Below are 16,931 nucleotides of genomic sequence, written 5' to 3' on the forward strand. Positions count from 1 at the left end.
AAAATGGCAAATTCCACGGGTCATCAATACAGATAAAGCAGCGACCTATGGCCATGCTTTATCACGATTAAAGCGAGAAGGAAAATGTCCACCAGACCTTGAACACAGGCAGATTAAGTATAAAAATAATGTCATTGAATGTGATCATGGTAAGTTAAAGCGGATCATCAGGGCCACATTAGGATTCAAATCTATGAAGACGGCTTATGCTACAATTAAAGGTATTGAAGTCATGCGTGCACTACGTAAAGGACAAGCATCGTCATTTTATTATGGTCAGCCTCAGGGTGAAGTGTGTCTAATCAACAGGGTTTTCGGTCTCTAAGCACTTTTTAAAGGGAACTTCATCGACTCAAATCTCTATTTGCAACAGTGCCGGAAAAAGACCGATGGTACAGCGCAACACCGTTGCGAATACCGGCAACAACATAGCCAATCGGTGATGCAACAACTATATGAATGGCTCAACCAACATTATCTGACGGTGCCGTCGAGTTCTCCAATCGCCAAGGCGATCAATTACACTCTGAAGCGTTGGCCAGCTTTAAGTCGCTATTTGGATGATGGCAATCTACCGATTTGCAACAATTGGGTCGAAAATCAAATGCGTCCCTGGGCATTGGGACGCAAGGACTGGTTGTTTGCTGGCTCGCTACGCAGTGGTCAGCGAGCTGCGAATGTCATGACCCTGATTCAGTCAGCAAAGCTGAATGGGCTAGATCCGTATGCCTATTTAAGTGATGTGCTGAAAAGGTTGCCGACACATAAAGTGACCCAGATTGAAGAATTACTGCCACACCGCTGGAAACCCAACTCAAATTAAAAAATAGCGATGGGGTTCAGCGGACGCTTACGCTGTTTTCAATGTAGTATTCAATAATCGAGATGATCATTGCAAAAACTTTTCATTTCTGATGTCCCAAAATGGGCAATGGAAACTCGCCCCTGCCTATGATGTTACTTTCTGTGAAGGACCAGGGGGATATCATCAAATGGATATCATGGGTGAGGCACCGGATATTCCTCGACAAGCTCTTGTGAAACTTGGTACTCAGGAAGCGGAACTTTGTGTCCAAGAAGTCGATGAAATTATTGGCTCGATTTGTAAGGTTGCAATCCGATTCAGCAATATCGCTCATGACCTATTACCTGGACAAATTCAAGCAGAGACTCTCCAACTGGTCCAAAATAGGATTGAGCAAATATTCATTTATTGCACTAAATAGCTTTCACAAAGCTTCTATGAAGGGCTTATTCTAACCGTTGTTTTATCACGGCATAAGCTACACCAGTCACCACACTTCCAATCGCAATCGCCAATAAATATTTTAATGGATAATTCATCGCATTCGGAATGATCAGTACCATTACACCGCCATGAGGAGTGACTAGTTCACATTTAAATAATGCAACCAAAGCCCCAGTTACAGCACCACCTGCGATCGCGCATGGAAGCACTCGAATCGGGTCTTTGGCAGCAAACGGAATAGCCCCTTCCGAGATGAAACATAGGCCCAGAACTACAGCAGCCTTCCCTGCATCTTGCTCAGGTTTGGCAAATTTATGCTTTGCCAGAAAAGTTGCAATTGCCATACCCAATGGCGGTACCATACCCGCAGCCATGGTAATCGCCATCGGTCCGTATGTTTGTGACGTAAGTAAGCCCACCGTAAAGGCATAAGCCGCTTTATTTATTGGCCCCCCAACATCAATACACATCATACTCCCAAGGATAATCCCCATGATCATGGCATTGGTCGTCCCCATATTGGCAAGGAAGTGTGTGAGTAATTCAAACAATTGTGCAACAGGCTGTCCAACCACATAAATCATGATTAAACCAACAGCTAAACTGGCCAATAGTGGAATAATCAAAATTGGTTTTAATGCTTCTAGGCTACTTGGGAGTTTAAGCTGTTTTGATAAAAATAACGCAATATAACCTGCAATAAAACCTGCAACTAATCCACCGAGAAAGCCTGCCTCTAATTGTGTTGCAAGTAAACCGCCAATCAAACCTGGAGTTAAACCCGGACGATCCGCAATAGAATAAGCAATGTAACCTGCCAGCATAGGTACCATAAGAGTAAATGCTGCAGCACCTATTTGCTTTAAGGATGCGGCAAAGCTTCCTTCAACAGGATTGAGGCCAAACATAAACGAGATGGCAATGATCAAACCGCCCGCCACCACCATCGGCAGCATGAAAGACACCCCTGTTAAAAGGTGTTTATAAATTCCAGTTTTTTCTTTGTTTTCATTTTCTGTCTTAGTGGCTGTTTGCTTACCCGTTTCAAGCACTTTGGCTTCAGCAATTGCGTTTGCAAAAGTCTTATCCGTTTGCTTAAGGGCAAATCCTGTACTGCAGCGATATACGCGTTTGCCTACAAAGCGATCTGTATTGACCTCAATATCCGTTGCTAAGATCACCACATCTGCTTTGGCAATACTTTCTGCCGATAAAACATTTTTAGCCCCAACCGATCCTTGGGTTTCAACATCAATCTGATAACCGTGCTTTACTGCACCTTGTTGTAAGGCTTCGGCCGCCATAAACGTATGCGCAACACCAGTTGGACATGCTGTAATGGCGACAAAGCGTGTAACCCCTACATTGGCTGCAATAGTTTCATCTAAAGCATCTGAATGCTCAAGAACTTGTTGCAAAAGCATGATCGCATCGTGTTGCGCGTTATTCAAACCAATGACTTTCACAACCTTGTCACGCAGTTGAGTCGCATCTGCCGACTTCTGTCCAACAAAAACAACCGTATCAATAACATTTGATAAATCGAGATGCTCAACTGATGTCGCCACATCATTGGAAATACCAAGTGCTGTTGCTGCTTTGGACAGTTTTTTGGCCAAAATCACTGCATTAATCGGCTGCTCGGGACTATGTGGCACAAATAAAATATGTTTTATCTCTTGCATCGTATTAACTCAATGATTGGACTGAGATTTGCGATTTCAAATCTTCAATAACAGCAAAGTCTGGAAGGGCAAACCCAATTTGGGTCACAGCATTGCTCGCAATTGCGGTTGCTGTTTTCAATGTTTCTTCTGGGGAAGTTGAACTCAACAAGCCATGAATCATACCTGCCAGCAAGGAATCTCCCGCACCCACCGTACTTTGGACGGTGACCTTCGGTGCAGTAGCATGCAGGGTTTGCGTGCGGTGAAGCCAGTTCACCCCGTTTTCACCCATCGAGACCACAATATGTTCGATCTGACTATTTAAACTGGCAAAAAGATGCTGCTGTTCTGCAAACGTTTCTGCTGGCAAATGGTAGGTTTCTGTCAACTCATCTGTATTAGGCTTAATCAACCAAGGATGGGCAGCAATTGCTGCTTTCAACGCAACACCACTGGTATCTACTGCGACTTTTTTACCCGCAGACTGTAACCATAGAATCAGTGTCGAAAGCTCTTCTGCAGAAAAACCTTGTGGCAAACTGCCAGCAATCACAATCACATCAACCTCTAAAATCAGTTGAGATAGACGTTCACATAGTTGTTGTTTTGCTGAGGTATCTACAAAAAAGCCCTTGCCATTGATGTCAGTCATCTGACCAGAAGCTTCTGCAACTTTAATGTTTTGTCGTGTTTGACCTGCAACATAAATAAATTGGTTATCAAATTGCTCTTGCTGGATATGATGGTCAAAAATTTGACGGTTTTCTTGCCCCAAAAAGCCACTCACAATCAGTTCATGTCCCAAATCCTTAAGGACCTGTGCCACGTTTAAGCCCTTACCTGCTGCATGGCTTTGGGCTGTTAACTGACGATTGACCTCGCCAACTTTTAGTTGATCCAATTGCACGGTGAGGTCAATTGCAGGATTCAGAGTAATGCTTAATATCTTAGCCATTCGGTAATTACTCCACCAATGCACGTACGGCAGACGCACTGTCACAACTTAAGGCTTGCTGTGCGACCTGTTGGCAATTTATATAGTTCAAACCACGAATTTGCGCCTTCACCAATGGAATACTGGTACTCGACATACTCAACTCATCCACGCCCAAGCCTATCAATACAGGCACAGCTTTTGGATCAGCAGCCAATTCACCACAAATGCCCACCCATTTACCATGCTGATGTGCTGCCCGAACAGTTTGATCAATCAATAGCAAAATACTCGGATGTAAGCCATCAGCTTCGGCAGACAATAGTGGATGACCACGGTCAATCGCCAGAGTATATTGAGTCAAGTCATTGGTTCCAATACTAAAAAAATCAACTTCTTGAGCAAGAATTGGAGCCAACAATGCTGCCGCAGGAACCTCAATCATAATACCGACTTGTAAGTTTTCACATGGATGCTGTATGCGAACCTCATCCAAAATTGCTTTTGCTGCTCGCCATTCTTCAACCCGCCCAATCATAGGAAACATAATTCTTAATGGGCGATTATCCGCTGCTTTAAGTAAAGCAACCAATTGTTGACGTAGCAACTCTGGCTTACGTAAAGTCAGACGAATACCACGTAAGCCCAAGAATGGATTTTCTTCCTTTTCAATAGGCAAATACGGCAAAGGTTTGTCCCCGCCCACATCAAGTGTACGTACCACCAATGGACGACCCGCCAAAGCATCTAACACCACCCGATAATCGGCTTCTTGTGTAGCCTCATCAGGCGCACTGCTGTGTGACATAAAGACCAATTCTGTGCGTAGCAAACCAATTGCTTCTGCCCCATCGGCCACAGCCTGTATCGTAGCGCCCACTTTGCCAATATTGGCTGCGATTTCAACTTGATGTTGATCCAGTGTGATGGCAGGTTCTAAACAATGCTGTTCCGCTTGTTCTCGCAACTCACGCTGGCGTTGGCGCTCTGCAATGGCATGATCAATCTGACTTTGCTCGGGTGAGACCACATACTCACCAGTATCCCCATTAATTAGTACTGTGGCATGGTTCTCAATATTTAAAACAGCTACACCCGCACCTACGACTGCTGGAATAGCCAGAGCACGTGCCACAATAGCACTATGGGCACTCGCTCCACCAACCGCGGTCAAAATGCCTGCAACACGATCTTTATTCAGACGCGCTACATCACTCGGGCCAACATCATGCATAATTAAGATATAAGGTTGCTCGGGTTCTGTGACATCGGCCACACCGCACAAAACAGCCAAAACTCGCTCACCAATATCCCTTAAATCAGCCGCACGCTCTGCCAGTAAACGATCGCTAAGTGCAGCCTGTGCGGTAGCAGCCATTTCAATATGATCATGCCAAGCTGCAGCAGCAGACAACCCCTGTTTTAAACCGCGTTGTACACTTTGGAGGAGGTCTGGATCATCCAGCATTTCCAAATGTGCCATGAAGATCTGCTTAATGGCAGTAGATTCAGTATGTGCAATGAATTGACGTAAGCTATTTTTCACCTGATGAAGCGCAATTTCAAGCTTTTCATTCTCAGCTTTAAAACTCTGTCCGCGACGTTCATAACTAAATTCATGTGGCTTCACCACATGTGCAGGACCAAAAGCAAGGCCAGTTGATGCCGCAATACCGCAGCTACCCGTATCGCCATGTGATTCAAAAGGCATTAATTTTAAAGTATTTACGACTGGGTCACTACTGCTGTGCTGATGAGATACAAGATCAACAGCTTCAACCTCTTCTCCTAAGCCCTGTTGAACTGCATCAATAATCTGTTCTAAGCCTGCTACAGCATCAGTATCAGGTTGTGCAATAAAAGTCAGAGTTTGACCACGACGACATCCCATGGCTAATAATTTGGTTAAACTTTTTGCCGAAACGTAAGCCCCCTCATCTACAGCAACGAGAATATCCCCTGCAAATTTCTTAGTCATATTGACCAAGTGTGTCGCGGGACGCGCATGTAGACCATGAGCGTTAGCTAAGACAATACGACGAGATGGCCAATCAGGAATCAGTTCAGCACCAATTAACTGCGCCAATTGGTGACTATCTTGCTCTTGGTTGAGGGTATGAACTTGTTCAGTATCAAACAAAATATCCATTAACCGTTGAAACCGTTGCATATCCAGTTGCTCATTACTGGCAATACACACCAAAGTCTTGAGCATTTCCTGCTGATGGCTTAAAACCTGTTCCGCTTTTACCAAACTTACAGCTGGGCTCAAAACATGCTGGTTAGAAGTGATCGACCACACTCCCTCCCCTAAATGAATCATGCTGTTTAGGTTTAAACCCGACAGAAAACCACACTCCACCATTTTTTGCTGTTTCAGCAACTGTGTTGCCTGCCAAATTAAATCTTCTACATCAAGTGCGGGAACTTGGGTGGCGATTAAATTTTCATGCAATGCCAAAGATGCGGGTTGGGCTTGTAATAATGCAATAATTTGCTCTGCAGATTGAGCCTGTTTCACTTGATCAGCGACATCGTTAATTAAAGCCCGCGTCAAAATTTGTAAGACTTGCAAATGCTCATCTGATTTCGCAGCAATCACCACTGCTAAATAAATTTTATTTTCACCGTCCCAAACAACTCCTTCAGGAAAGTGCGCCAGACGAATCCCAGTTTTTAAAATAGATTGGCGAGACTGAGGCGTCCCATGCGGAATGGCAATTCCTTGTCCTAAATACGTTGCACTTTGTTGTTCGCGCCCGGTCAACCCATGAATATAATCAGGTGTAACCAATTGGTCTTCGACCAAGATATCGACTAGACATTGCAACGCTTGTGCTTTATCAGTGGCGTGTTGTTTCATTCGAATATGTTGTATATCTAGCGCGAGCATAAAGCGTCCTTGCAAAATAGCATAGTGAAAAGCTATGCCTTTTTACTGGAGAAAAAATAAAAGTCGAATTCTACTCAGGATTTACACAAAAATCTGTATATTTTGATTTTATCTTGATAATCATTATTACGACGCAATTAAGAAACGACGAGATTCTCCAAAGCCCAGTGTTGCGATAGTTGGGTTTAGTTCTAATTGAACCGCTCTATCTCTGATTTCAGGGGTATATTTAGGTTTTTCATCGGATCACTACGCTTCGCTACGTCTTGCGAAGCAATGCGTCTCATCTCAGAAAGTTTGGTCTCCGACAAACCCGGTACGGTTCAGTTTAAGTCGTAAAATTGAAGTTAGATGTTTTTGCATAGATCCAAGTGTTAAATCATCATTGCGATTCTTGCGTACCACACCCTAGGCACGTGAAAAAGTAGAAAGCTTATATTTGTACGTGTTACGTCAAAAAGCAAAACAGAAACCGTAGCCCCAGGCAACACCCCTCTCATCATAAAATTATACCAGTCAGTAAAATACCTTTAGATTAAGCATGTGTATGTTGGTTATTATTGTTGATTATCACAATAAATTAGTGACCAAAAATCAAATTACCCCACCCTACATTAAATTACACCACACAAAATAAAAACTCTATATAACTGTTATATATAGAGTTTACTAACATACCAATTATGTTATTTAGTGTATTTTATGTTGGTGACTCTTACCAAGGTTGGTTTTTTTCAAAAGGAAGCTTTGTTTACCCAAATTATTTAGATAAGAATCTCTTTTTCCAAAGGAAAGTTGGCAAAGCCTTAGTAATGTGAGTAATTAAATCGCTTACTCTTTCTCTAGTTTGACCAGGCAATCCGATGTAATATCTGCAATGGTTCTTGCACCAGTCAATGTCATTGCCACACGCATTTCTTTCTCAATCAAATCTAGTAAATTACTTACCCCAGAACCGCCGGCAGCACCAAGTGCGTATACAAATGCACGACCAAGCATACAAATATCTGCACCCATAGCCAACATACGTACCACATCAAGACCGTTACGAATCCCTGAATCTGCTAAAATTTTGATGTCACCTTTGACCGCACTTGCAATTGAAGGAAGCGCACGAGCAGAAGACAAAACACCATCAAGCTGACGACCACCGTGATTGGAGACCACAATTCCATCTGCTCCGAAACGTACCGCATCCTTGGCATCCTCAGGATCTAAAATCCCCTTAATAACCATGGGACCCTCCCAATAATCACGAATCCACTCAAGATCTTTCCAAGAAATTGAAGGGTCAAAGTTATTTCCCAGCCAACCGATATAATCTTCCAGACCTGTCGGCTTACCTAAATATTTCGAAATGTTACCCAAATCATGCGGACGACCCAATAAACCGACATTCCAAGCCCAGTGTGGGTGCATACACGATTGCATATAACGACGTATTGCAGCATTTTTACCACTCATTCCTGAATGTGCATCACGATAACGCGCACCTGGAACAGGCATATCGACTGTGAATACTAAGGTAGAACAGCCTGCGGCTTTAGCACGTTCCAAGGCATTTTTCATAAAACCACGGTCACGTAGTACATACAGTTGAAACCACATCGGACGTTGAATCGCAGGTGCCACTTCTTCAATTGGACAAACTGAAACTGTTGATAAGGTAAATGGAATGCCCTTTTTATCTGCGGCAACCGCGGCTTGAACTTCACCACGACGCGCATACATACCCGTTAGACCTACAGGTGACAATGCCACTGGCAACGCCAAATTTTCACCAAACAATTGCGTTTCTAAGCTCAGCTCAGACATGTCATTTAACACACGTTGACGTAAAGCGATTTTTGATAAATCGTCTACATTACGCTTTAAAGTATATTCCGCATAGGCACCACCATCGATGTATTCAAATAAAAATGGCGGTAAACGACGTTTCGCAGCTTCACGATAGTCATTTGCAGAAGAAATAATCATAACTTATGTCCTATTTAATCGACTCGAACGTTGACGACGAGCTTCTTCTTCATCGATCATACGTACGCGTTGAACAACAAATTCAATATGCCCACAAGCTGCCTTACGTGCAGTCTCTGAGTCTTGACGTTCAATTGCGTCCATCACCTCAAAATGCTGGTCATGCAATTGTTCAAAATGTTGTGGTGTGGTGTAAACTTTACGTCGCCCTAACATCACGTTGTCTTGCAATAAATCAAACAAACTACGCATCATTTGGATCAGCACTAGATTGTGGGATGCTTCTGCAATCGCCAGATGAAAATTCGCATCCGCTATTGCTGCGTGGGCATCATCACCTAAAGCCTGAAAATGGCTAATCTGCTCAAAACATTGACGAATATTGATCAAATCACTGGGTGTGGCACGTTGTGCGGCATACCATGCTGTACCACCTTCAAGCACCATACGAGCTTCTTGTACATCAAAACGATATTCAGGATCCTGATCCATCAAACCGGATAATGGCTCAACGATTTGATACTGTGACCAATGTGCAGGCAACTGCTTTAAATAGGTGCCTGCACCCGCTTTGCTCTGAATAATCCCTGCGGTAATCAGTTGTTGAATCGCCTCACGTAAAGAGCTACGAGACACACCTAACTGTTCACAGAGTTGGCGTTCAGCAGGCAATCGCTCTCCGACTTGCACATTATTTTTTTCAATCAATAGACGTAAACGCTGTACCACTTTGTCGGAGACTTTCATTTTTTTCCTTGACCCGTTTACGGAATCATCCACGGGAAAACATAAGCTTGTAAGGTCACAATAATACCAATCATCACCGTAAAGATAATGCTGTGTTTTACTGTAAATCTAAATAAATCAGATTCTTTACCAACTAAACCCACTGCTGCACAAGCAATCGCGATTGATTGAGGGGAAATCATCTTACCTGTTACTCCACCACTGGTATTGGCAGCAACTAACAAGACTTCAGGCACACCGATTTGCTGTGCTGTAGTTGCTTGTAACGCTGAAAACAATGCGTTAGCTGAAGTATCTGAACCTGTAAGAAACACTCCAACCCAACCCAAGAATGGTGAAAAGAACGTGAAAGCCTGACCCGTATGTGCCAGTGCTAAAGCAAGCGTCGCTGACAGACCTGAATAGTTTGCAATGAACGCAAAAGCCAGTACCATACCAATCGAATAAATTGGGGTTTTTAGTTCATTCACGGTTTCAAAGAATGTCGAAACTGCCTCTTTAGGTTTCATGTTTAAATAAATAATCGTGATCAATGCCGCCAATATAATCGCTGTACCCGTTGCTGATAACCAATCAAACTTATAAATCGCATCATAATCTTTAATTTCAGGCACGACAGGTGGTAGCTTTTGAATCAATTGATGCAAATACGGCACTTTAATTGAAACTACTAAATCACTTAATGGGCCGTCCTTAACAAATAAATCTTTAAAAGGTTTGATGCTCCAGATCGTCACCATTGCTGTAAGTATCAGAAATGGAGACCAGGCTTTGGCTATCTGTGCCACACTATATTGTTTACGAGCTTGCTTGATAATAGTTTCATCTACCTGTATATTTTTGTCCTCAAAAAGAAAAATATGTTTTGGTTTCCAATACTTAAGCAAGATAGTTAAACTGATTAATGATGCAATTGCAGCAGTGATATCGGGTAACTCAGGCCCAACAAAATTTGATGTTAGATATTGCGCTAAAGAAAAAGATAAGCTGGCAACTAAAATAGCAGGCCAAGTTTCTTTAACCCCACGCCAACCATCCATGATTGCCATGATCCAGATCAATACAATTGGCACCATAAAGGGTAACTGACGACCAACCATTTGACTGATTTCCATGGTGTCAACACCTGAAACCTGCCCAGCGACAATGATCGGAATTCCCATTGCACCAAAAGCAACAGGTGCAGTATTAACTATCAGGCATAGCCCAGCCGCATATAAAGGCTTAAAGCCGAGTCCCACCAACAGTGCCGCAGTAATTGCGACGGGCGCACCAAAACCTGCCGCACCTTCTAAAAACGTACCAAAAGCAAACCCAACTAATAGCATTTGCAGACGTTGATCTTCTGTAATTGACAGAATAGACGAACGAATAACATCAAACTGTCCTGTTTTTACTGAAATCTTATATATAAAAACTGCACCGATAATAATCCATGCAATTGGCCACAGGCCGTAGAAGAATCCATAGACCATTGATGCTAATGCCATTCCAATTGGCATTTTGTATAAAAATAATGAGACCAGAAAGGCTAAAAAAACGGTAATTGTAGCGGCTACACTACCCTTCATGCGAAAAATAGCTAACGCTAAAAAAAAGAAAATAATTGGAACTAGCGCAATAGCACTCGAAATCCAGATATTGCCTATAGGATCATAAATTTGTTGCCACTGTTGAAGCATTGTCTACTCCTTGAAATGCTTAACTACTAGATTGAACAGTTTATTGTACTTAAACACTAAATTGGTATGACCAATTTAGTGTTTAAGAGATAAAATGTGCATTTTGTATTGGCGATATTAGTAATATTAGCCCAAAAACACAATATAAAAGATTTAATTTATTTTTTGGTATGACCAATTTTTATAATCTCTTAAAATTTTATATATTAGATTTCTTTCATAATTCACTTTTTACTCAGCTCAAAATTATGGATTCCCACAATTAAATTAAATCTTAATCCTAGTCTTTTGCCAGGGTTGCGATATCGCTCGGCAAGGATTTTGAAGGTTTTCAAAGTTCCAAATACCTGTTCAATCCCAATTCTTCTTTTATTGATTTCTTGGTTATAAAGTTTTAGCTCGAGATCTGGTTTTTAGTGCTTTTTTGCTTTTAATGGCCATAAACTATTTGGATACAATGTATAAATCCCTTGATAGCCTTTATTTGCAAGAGGCTTTGTTGCACAAACCTACCACTGAAAGCTTCTTGGGGAATATAATTTCTAAATGAAGAGGTCTGCACCCAAGATCTATCGTACAACCAGTTGATCTACCTACAATAAAGCCTTGCTCAGTCAAGGAAATATATCAATTTGGTTTGATTCAGCCATCCAATGGTCGCTCGATTGACTCAACAACTGCCGATGCAAAACTTGGATGAAAATGTACTAGCCCAACAACTTCATTCCACCAATCAAGAGCAGTTGATTGCCTATAAAGTGTCTTTATTTGACTCTGACGTCAGTGTCGTTCAGCATGTGGTAGCAAAAACCCGAGGTGCACCGAAAGATTTAAGCCACCAAGTAGTTGGCTTTAGTACAAAGCAACAAGGTGAGGCTCAGTTATGTGTTACGTCGTGAGGATATTCAAGTGGTGGCAGCAGAGCGGATGTTCCTACGTGGATAATTGCTCAAAAAGATTTTATAATCGGTATTAATACCAATAATTTTGTCTTTATTGCTATGTATAGACTTAATCGTTTTGATTATTCGTCGAGAGCTTAAAGCCTTAGATGAAGTTTCAACCTTTTAAGTCAGCCAAATTTATCAGTGAATGATGCTACTCACTATTTAAAAACCTTAGATGCCAAAGTAATGCCTTCCAAGGTACAGTCCTTTGCCCAAAACTCTAAGCACTTAATACATAAACTGAATCAAAATCCGGAAAATGAAAAAGTATTTAGTTCATACGCCGCCCATGAATTGCGTAGTCCTTTAACCGCGATCAAAACTCATATTCAGCTTGCACAACTGATGGCAGAACAACAGGCAAGCTCGCCCAAATTGCAACAGAGCTTGCAGCAGGTACACCTTGGTATCCGCCGATGTACCCAGCTACTGGAACAGCTTCTAGCACTTTCCTCTACCGATCAAGTACTGAGTGATATCTAGTACAGTATTGAAATTGCACGGCTCCTGACTCAGGTGATTGCCGATTTACAGTCGCTTTATCCGGAAATTGAACCCAGTTTAACAATTGACTGACCGAGCCTGACCCGAATTGCCCTACCCGATTTTGAACTAGATACCGTCTTTAAAAACCTACTTAACAATGCTCTATTGCAGGCACAGGCAAACACCATTTCAATTGCTATGCTGCATGTGTGCTGATCATTCATAATGATAATCAAAGGTTGAAGATATGCATACTTGGGACAGCGTTTCTGGCATAAATCTCCCTAGCAAAATGGGCATGGGCTAGACTTATATTTGATGAAAATGGTGTTAAACAAATATGGCTATCAGATTCAATTTACAGTGGCGCAACCTCAATATTTAAGCATTCACATCAGCCTCGCTGCAAGCGGATCACTTACTTATGAGAAGACAGGGCTAAATTTAAAGCTGGAATATCAACCCATGTCGTATCAGCAAAATCACGCTGCAAATACTGTTTTAAATAAGCAATGGTATCTTCAGCGATCAAGGGATCTTTGGAGTTATCTGCATGATTAAAAGCAATGGCATATAATTGAACCCCGCGGAGTTTTAACAACTCAAGACTCAGCAAGGTATGATTAATACTGCCTAAACGCCCTGAAGTGACGAGAATCACCGGATAATTATGTGTCTGAATATAATCAATAGTCAGGAACTCTTCGGTTAAGGGCACCATCAGACCACCGGCACCTTCCAGCAAAATACAGTCGTAGGCCACAGCCAGCTGTTCGGTAGCCTGATGAATCTGTTCAAAGTTAATGGCTCGCCCATCCAGCCGCGCAGCAAGATGCGGTGAAGCCGGATACGTAAAAATTTCCGGCATGGTCAGTTTTTGCTGGTCTTCCGGTAACAATCCACAACCCATAATTGCACGATGCTGTTCGATATCTTCTGATATATCGACATTTCCGGTCTGAATCAGCTTTTGGGTTATGGTACGAATGCCCTGCTCATTCCAATTTTTGGCCAGAAAACCAGTAGTAAAGGTTTTACCAATTGCGGTATCAATGCCGCTGACAAAATAAATCTGTGCGCTCATGCTGTCTTCCGTGCAATGACATAAACCGGATAATAGGTCAGTGCATACTGTTTGCTTTCAGGATCTTGGAATTGTCGATAGCCGGTATAAAAATCCTGTAAGGACGATTTTGTCCACCGAAACCCCTGTGCCGTCGCCTGTACACCAGTGGCTTTGATATGCTGTAACACCTGTTTCGGATGCTCAAAATGCAAGGTCATCTGTTCTTCTGTCTGCAGCAGAATGTCAAAGCCTAAGGATTCAAGCAGTTCACAGACCTCCGCTAAAGGCAGATAATCCAAGCCTTGTCCGGTCAGTGCCTTAATTTCCTTTAAATTATTGTCCGTATAACTGGCAAAACACAGATGCCCAGAGGGATTTAAGGCCTGCGCAATGTTGAGCAACAATGCTTTTAAATCCGAGATCCATTGCAATGCAGAACACGACAGCACCATGTCCAGAGACTGCGGCAGTGGCAAGGTTTCAATATTACCAATCCCCCACAAAAGCCGATTAGATTCCGGGAAGTGCTGCTTCACTTCGACATATAGGTCATTTAAAAATAAATGATCAAAGCTATAATGCTGCATAAAAAGCCGGGTAAACAATCCTGAACCGCAGCCAATTTCCAATACCCGTTGCAAATGTGGTTGTGCCACATGCTGCTGCATGAAATGCATCAACTCTGCAGCTACGGTACTTTGTACCAGCGCATGCTGTTCATAACTGAGATTTGCCTGAGCAAAACGCTGGGCAATCTGTTTGCTGTTCATCGCGGCAAACTCCTCAGCACCTGCAGACATGCGTCCAGCTCATCCGCAGAAATGTTCTGGTTCAGGGAAATTCTGAGTCTGGAGGTGTTGGCAGGAACCGTTGGCGGACGTACTGGCAGCACATAAAACCCCTGCTGTTGCATAATTTCAGTCGCCTGAATGGTGCGTTTTGCCTCACCAATCAGTACCGGCACAATTTGCGAGGTTGACGGACAGTGATATCCCAAGTCTTGAATGCCCTGCTGACAGCGTACAGCCAATGCTGCCAAATGTACTCGTTCTGCCTGAAGCTGCTCTACCTTCTGAAAAATAAATCTAGTCCAGGCCATACATAGTGGCGGCTGGGCGGTACTAAAAATTAAAGGTCGCATGCTATTGATCAGATAGTCACGAATCACTGGTGCACAGACCAGATAACCACCAACTGAAGCCAAAGCCTTGCCAAAGGTACCGACTAGGAAATCAATTTGATCCAATACTTGATACTGTTCTGCGCAGCCCAATCCACGTTCACCGCGCACACCAATTGCATGTGCCTCATCGACATAAAGCATGACTTTTGCAAACTGCTGTTTTAATGCCACCAAAGCAGTTAAATCTGTTTCATCCCCATCCATACTGAAAATTGATTCAGTTACCACAATGATGCGCTGGATAGATTCATCTGACTGATATTTTTCTAAAAACTGAGTCAAATGCTGCAGGTCATTATGGCGGTAACGCACATAGCCAGCTTTAGATAAACGAATCCCGTCGATAATACTGGCATGTACCAGTTTGTCAGCAATGATCATGGTTTTAGCATTACTGAGCGCAGGAAGAATCCCGATATTCATGTGATAACCACTATTAAACAGCAGTACTGAACGTCCAAAAGCCTGTGACATCTGTGCTTCAAGTTGTTCAAAATTGGGAAAGTTTCCTGTCAGTAAACGTGAAGAGCTTGAACTCATATATCGCTCAGACATCGGCGTGAGGTCAAAAAATTCTTCACGTAGCGTTAAGTTGGATGCCAGACCTAAATAGTCATTGGATGCCAGATTCAGCATCTCTTGGCCATTGAGTTGCAATCGTGGCTGGCTAGAAATATTGGACTTAAACTGGCGATATTGCCCTTGCTGTTTCAAGTCATCTAGCTGCTGCTGGAAATGCTCAAGATGGTTCATGCTACTGCCTCTATCTGCTGAATCATCTCCCGCATATGCTTTAATAAAGTTTCAAGTTGCTGTGTTGAAATTACATATGGCGGCATGACATAGACCAGACGGCCAAAAGGACGAATCCAGACGCCACGGCATACACATTCAGCCTGAAAACGCGCCAAATCAATAGTTTGATGTAGCTCAACTACGCCAATTGCGCCGAGGACACGCACATCTTTGACTTGTGCCAAGGATTTTAAATCCAGTAAATATTGTTCTAGTGTCCTTTCAATCTGTTGAATACGCGTCTGCCAGTCTTGAGCCAGTAACAGCTGGGTACTTTTTAATGCGACCGCACAGGCCAACGGATTAGCCATAAAAGTTGGGCCATGCATGAACACACCCGCTTCACCACTTGAAATCGTCTCTGCTACATGGCGAGTGGTTAAGGTCGCTGACAAGGTCATATAACCACCAGTCAATGCCTTACCGATACACATAATGTCTGGTGTGACCTGAGCGTGTTCATAAGCAAATAGTTTTCCAGTGCGGCCAAAACCGGTGGCAATTTCATCTAAAATCAGCAGTACATCGTACTTTTCACACAACAACTTAGCTTGCTTTAAATATTCTGGATGATAGAAACGCATCCCGCCTGCACCTTGCACAATCGGCTCAATGATCATGGCAGCAATCTGTTGATGCTGCTGTACCAGCAGGTGCTCAAGTGGCTGTATATCTTCGGGTTGCCATGCCCCATCAAAACGGCTTTGAGGTGCCGGAACAAATAAACGGTTCGGCAAACTCGAACCAAAAATTTGATGCATACCAGTTACAGGATCACAAACCGACATGGCATTCCAGGTGTCGCCATGATAGCCAGAGCGTGTGGTAACAAAGTTAGTTTTTTGTGGTTGCTGACGTGCATTCCAATATTGCACAGCCATTTTCAACGCCACCTCAACCGCGACCGAGCCGGAATCGGCAAAGAAAATTTTATCCAGTTCAGGCGCCGTGATCTCAAGTAGCAGTTTAGACACATCAATCGCAGGCTGATGAGTCAAACCACCAAACATGATATGTGACATCGACTCTAATTGTTTTGTTACGGCCTGATTGAGTTCAGAATGATTATAACCGTGAATTGTGCACCACCAGGACGACATGCCATCAATCAGCTGGGTACCATCTTCAAGTTCAATGACTGCACCATTTGCAGCTTTAACTTTGTAACATGGCAAGGGTTGTGTCATGGAGGTATAAGGATGCCAAATATGCTGTTGATCAAAAGCGTCCTGCACAGAATTTACCCCAATTATTAAAACTAAAACTGATCTTAGCGCGTTAAATCTGAAAATGAAACGTCAAGAG

12 protein-coding genes and 6 pseudogenes are annotated in these 16,931 nt (G+C 42.8%); 6 read left to right on the forward strand and 12 right to left on the reverse strand.

The genetic code is table 11. From position 1 onward, the window contains the following. The 3 pseudogenes from NI465_RS14675 to NI465_RS14685 all read left to right on the forward strand — a co-directional run. Nucleotides 1-325 (forward strand): annotated as a pseudogene (locus NI465_RS14675) (IS6-like element IS1008 family transposase); the annotation flags it as partial. A gap of 45 nt (nt 326-370) precedes the next feature. After that, a pseudogene (locus NI465_RS14680) lies at nt 371-823 on the forward strand (IS66 family transposase); the annotation flags it as partial. Between the two features lie 31 nt (nt 824-854). Further along, nucleotides 855-1,222, forward strand: a pseudogene (locus NI465_RS14685) (HipA domain-containing protein); the annotation flags it as partial. 29 nt (nt 1,223-1,251) lie between these two features. On the opposite strand, the gene NI465_RS14690 reads toward NI465_RS14685, so the two are convergent. The 4 genes and pseudogenes from NI465_RS14690 to fruB form a co-directional block, all read right to left on the reverse strand. Then, complete coding sequence (locus NI465_RS14690) at nt 1,252-2,934, reverse strand: fructose-specific PTS transporter subunit EIIC (RefSeq protein WP_004647821.1); 1,683 nt, start codon at nt 2,932-2,934, stop codon at nt 1,252-1,254. A 4-nt stretch (nt 2,935-2,938) separates the two neighbouring features. After that, nucleotides 2,939-3,871 (reverse strand): 1-phosphofructokinase, encoded by a 933-nt coding sequence (gene pfkB, locus NI465_RS14695; protein WP_004647820.1) that lies wholly within the window; start codon nt 3,869-3,871, stop codon nt 2,939-2,941. Nucleotides 3,872-3,878: 7 nt separating this feature from the next. Next, a pseudogene (gene ptsP / locus NI465_RS16875) lies at nt 3,879-5,528 on the reverse strand (phosphoenolpyruvate--protein phosphotransferase); the annotation flags it as partial. Nucleotides 5,529-5,614: 86 nt separating this feature from the next. After that, a pseudogene (fruB, locus tag NI465_RS16880) lies at nt 5,615-6,743 on the reverse strand (fused PTS fructose transporter subunit IIA/HPr protein); the annotation flags it as partial. Nucleotides 6,744-7,071: 328 nt separating this feature from the next. Here fruB and NI465_RS14705 point away from each other — a divergent pair. Next, nucleotides 7,072-7,221: pseudogene (locus NI465_RS14705) on the forward strand (VF530 family DNA-binding protein); the annotation flags it as partial. 353 nt (nt 7,222-7,574) lie between these two features. Here NI465_RS14705 and lldD read toward each other — a convergent pair. The 4 genes from lldD to NI465_RS14725 form a co-directional block, all read right to left on the reverse strand. Next, nucleotides 7,575-8,720: an FMN-dependent L-lactate dehydrogenase LldD gene (gene lldD / locus NI465_RS14710; protein WP_004282143.1), complete on the reverse strand. Its 1,146-nt coding sequence runs from the start codon at nt 8,718-8,720 to the stop codon at nt 7,575-7,577. A gap of 3 nt (nt 8,721-8,723) precedes the next feature. Further along, nucleotides 8,724-9,467: a transcriptional regulator LldR gene (lldR, locus tag NI465_RS14715; protein WP_004282146.1), complete on the reverse strand. Its 744-nt coding sequence runs from the start codon at nt 9,465-9,467 to the stop codon at nt 8,724-8,726. A gap of 17 nt (nt 9,468-9,484) precedes the next feature. Then, a complete protein-coding gene (lldP, locus tag NI465_RS14720; protein WP_004282148.1) occupies nt 9,485-11,149 on the reverse strand; it encodes an L-lactate permease in 1,665 nt (554 codons plus the stop codon). Nucleotides 11,150-11,373: 224 nt separating this feature from the next. Continuing rightward, nucleotides 11,374-11,526: a hypothetical protein gene (locus NI465_RS14725; protein ID WP_373886141.1), complete on the reverse strand. Its 153-nt coding sequence runs from the start codon at nt 11,524-11,526 to the stop codon at nt 11,374-11,376. Nucleotides 11,527-11,814: 288 nt separating this feature from the next. On the opposite strand from NI465_RS14725, the gene NI465_RS14735 reads away from it, so the two are divergent. Next, a complete protein-coding gene (locus NI465_RS14735; protein ID WP_228738685.1) occupies nt 11,815-12,048 on the forward strand; it encodes a hypothetical protein in 234 nt (77 codons plus the stop codon). Between the two features lie 189 nt (nt 12,049-12,237). Further along, the gene (locus NI465_RS14740; RefSeq protein ID WP_253145814.1) at nt 12,238-12,579 is read left to right on the forward strand and encodes a histidine kinase dimerization/phospho-acceptor domain-containing protein; all 342 of its coding nucleotides are present in this window, start codon (nt 12,238-12,240) and stop codon (nt 12,577-12,579) included. Nucleotides 12,580-13,000: 421 nt separating this feature from the next. Here the strand turns inward: NI465_RS14740 and bioD are convergent, their stop codons facing one another. From bioD to bioA, 4 genes are read right to left on the reverse strand one after another with little or no spacing between them, the layout of a single operon-like run. Continuing rightward, nucleotides 13,001-13,666 carry a dethiobiotin synthase gene (gene bioD, locus NI465_RS14745; RefSeq protein ID WP_253145816.1) on the reverse strand — a complete coding sequence of 222 codons (666 nt, stop codon included), beginning with the start codon at nt 13,664-13,666 and terminating at the stop codon, nt 13,001-13,003. Continuing rightward, nucleotides 13,663-14,448, reverse strand: a complete 786-nt coding sequence (gene bioC, locus NI465_RS14750) for a malonyl-ACP O-methyltransferase BioC (RefSeq protein ID WP_253145818.1) — start codon at nt 14,446-14,448, stop codon at nt 13,663-13,665. The genes bioD and bioC overlap by 4 nt, the downstream gene beginning before the upstream one ends. Continuing rightward, nucleotides 14,415-15,584: an 8-amino-7-oxononanoate synthase gene (locus NI465_RS14755; RefSeq protein ID WP_253145820.1), complete on the reverse strand. Its 1,170-nt coding sequence runs from the start codon at nt 15,582-15,584 to the stop codon at nt 14,415-14,417. Before NI465_RS14755 ends, bioC begins: the two co-directional genes overlap by 34 nt. After that, the gene (gene bioA, locus NI465_RS14760) at nt 15,581-16,861 is read right to left on the reverse strand and encodes an adenosylmethionine--8-amino-7-oxononanoate transaminase (RefSeq protein ID WP_253145822.1); all 1,281 of its coding nucleotides are present in this window, start codon (nt 16,859-16,861) and stop codon (nt 15,581-15,583) included. The genes NI465_RS14755 and bioA overlap by 4 nt, the downstream gene beginning before the upstream one ends. Nucleotides 16,862-16,931: the final 70 nt, after the last annotated feature.

The sequence above is a fragment of the Acinetobacter lwoffii genome, assembly GCF_024129855.1.
In the GTDB taxonomy this organism is placed as follows: Bacteria; Pseudomonadota; Gammaproteobacteria; order Pseudomonadales; family Moraxellaceae; genus Acinetobacter; species Acinetobacter lwoffii_L.

What these genes read in the sequence shown, in the direction of transcription:
- NI465_RS14690 (WP_004647821.1), bottom strand. Translation starts at nt 2,934, where the DNA reads ATGCAAGAGATAAAACATATTTTATTTGTGCCACATAGTCCCGAGCAG.
- NI465_RS14755 (WP_253145820.1), bottom strand. Translation starts at nt 15,584, where the DNA reads ATGAACCATCTTGAGCATTTCCAGCAGCAGCTAGATGACTTGAAACAG.
- pfkB (WP_004647820.1), bottom strand. Translation starts at nt 3,871, where the DNA reads ATGGCTAAGATATTAAGCATTACTCTGAATCCTGCAATTGACCTCACC.
- bioC (WP_253145818.1), bottom strand. Translation starts at nt 14,448, where the DNA reads ATGTCTGCAGGTGCTGAGGAGTTTGCCGCGATGAACAGCAAACAGATT.
- lldP (WP_004282148.1), bottom strand. Translation starts at nt 11,149, where the DNA reads ATGCTTCAACAGTGGCAACAAATTTATGATCCTATAGGCAATATCTGG.
- lldR (WP_004282146.1), bottom strand. Translation starts at nt 9,467, where the DNA reads ATGAAAGTCTCCGACAAAGTGGTACAGCGTTTACGTCTATTGATTGAA.
- lldD (WP_004282143.1), bottom strand. Translation starts at nt 8,720, where the DNA reads ATGATTATTTCTTCTGCAAATGACTATCGTGAAGCTGCGAAACGTCGT.
- bioD (WP_253145816.1), bottom strand. Translation starts at nt 13,666, where the DNA reads ATGAGCGCACAGATTTATTTTGTCAGCGGCATTGATACCGCAATTGGT.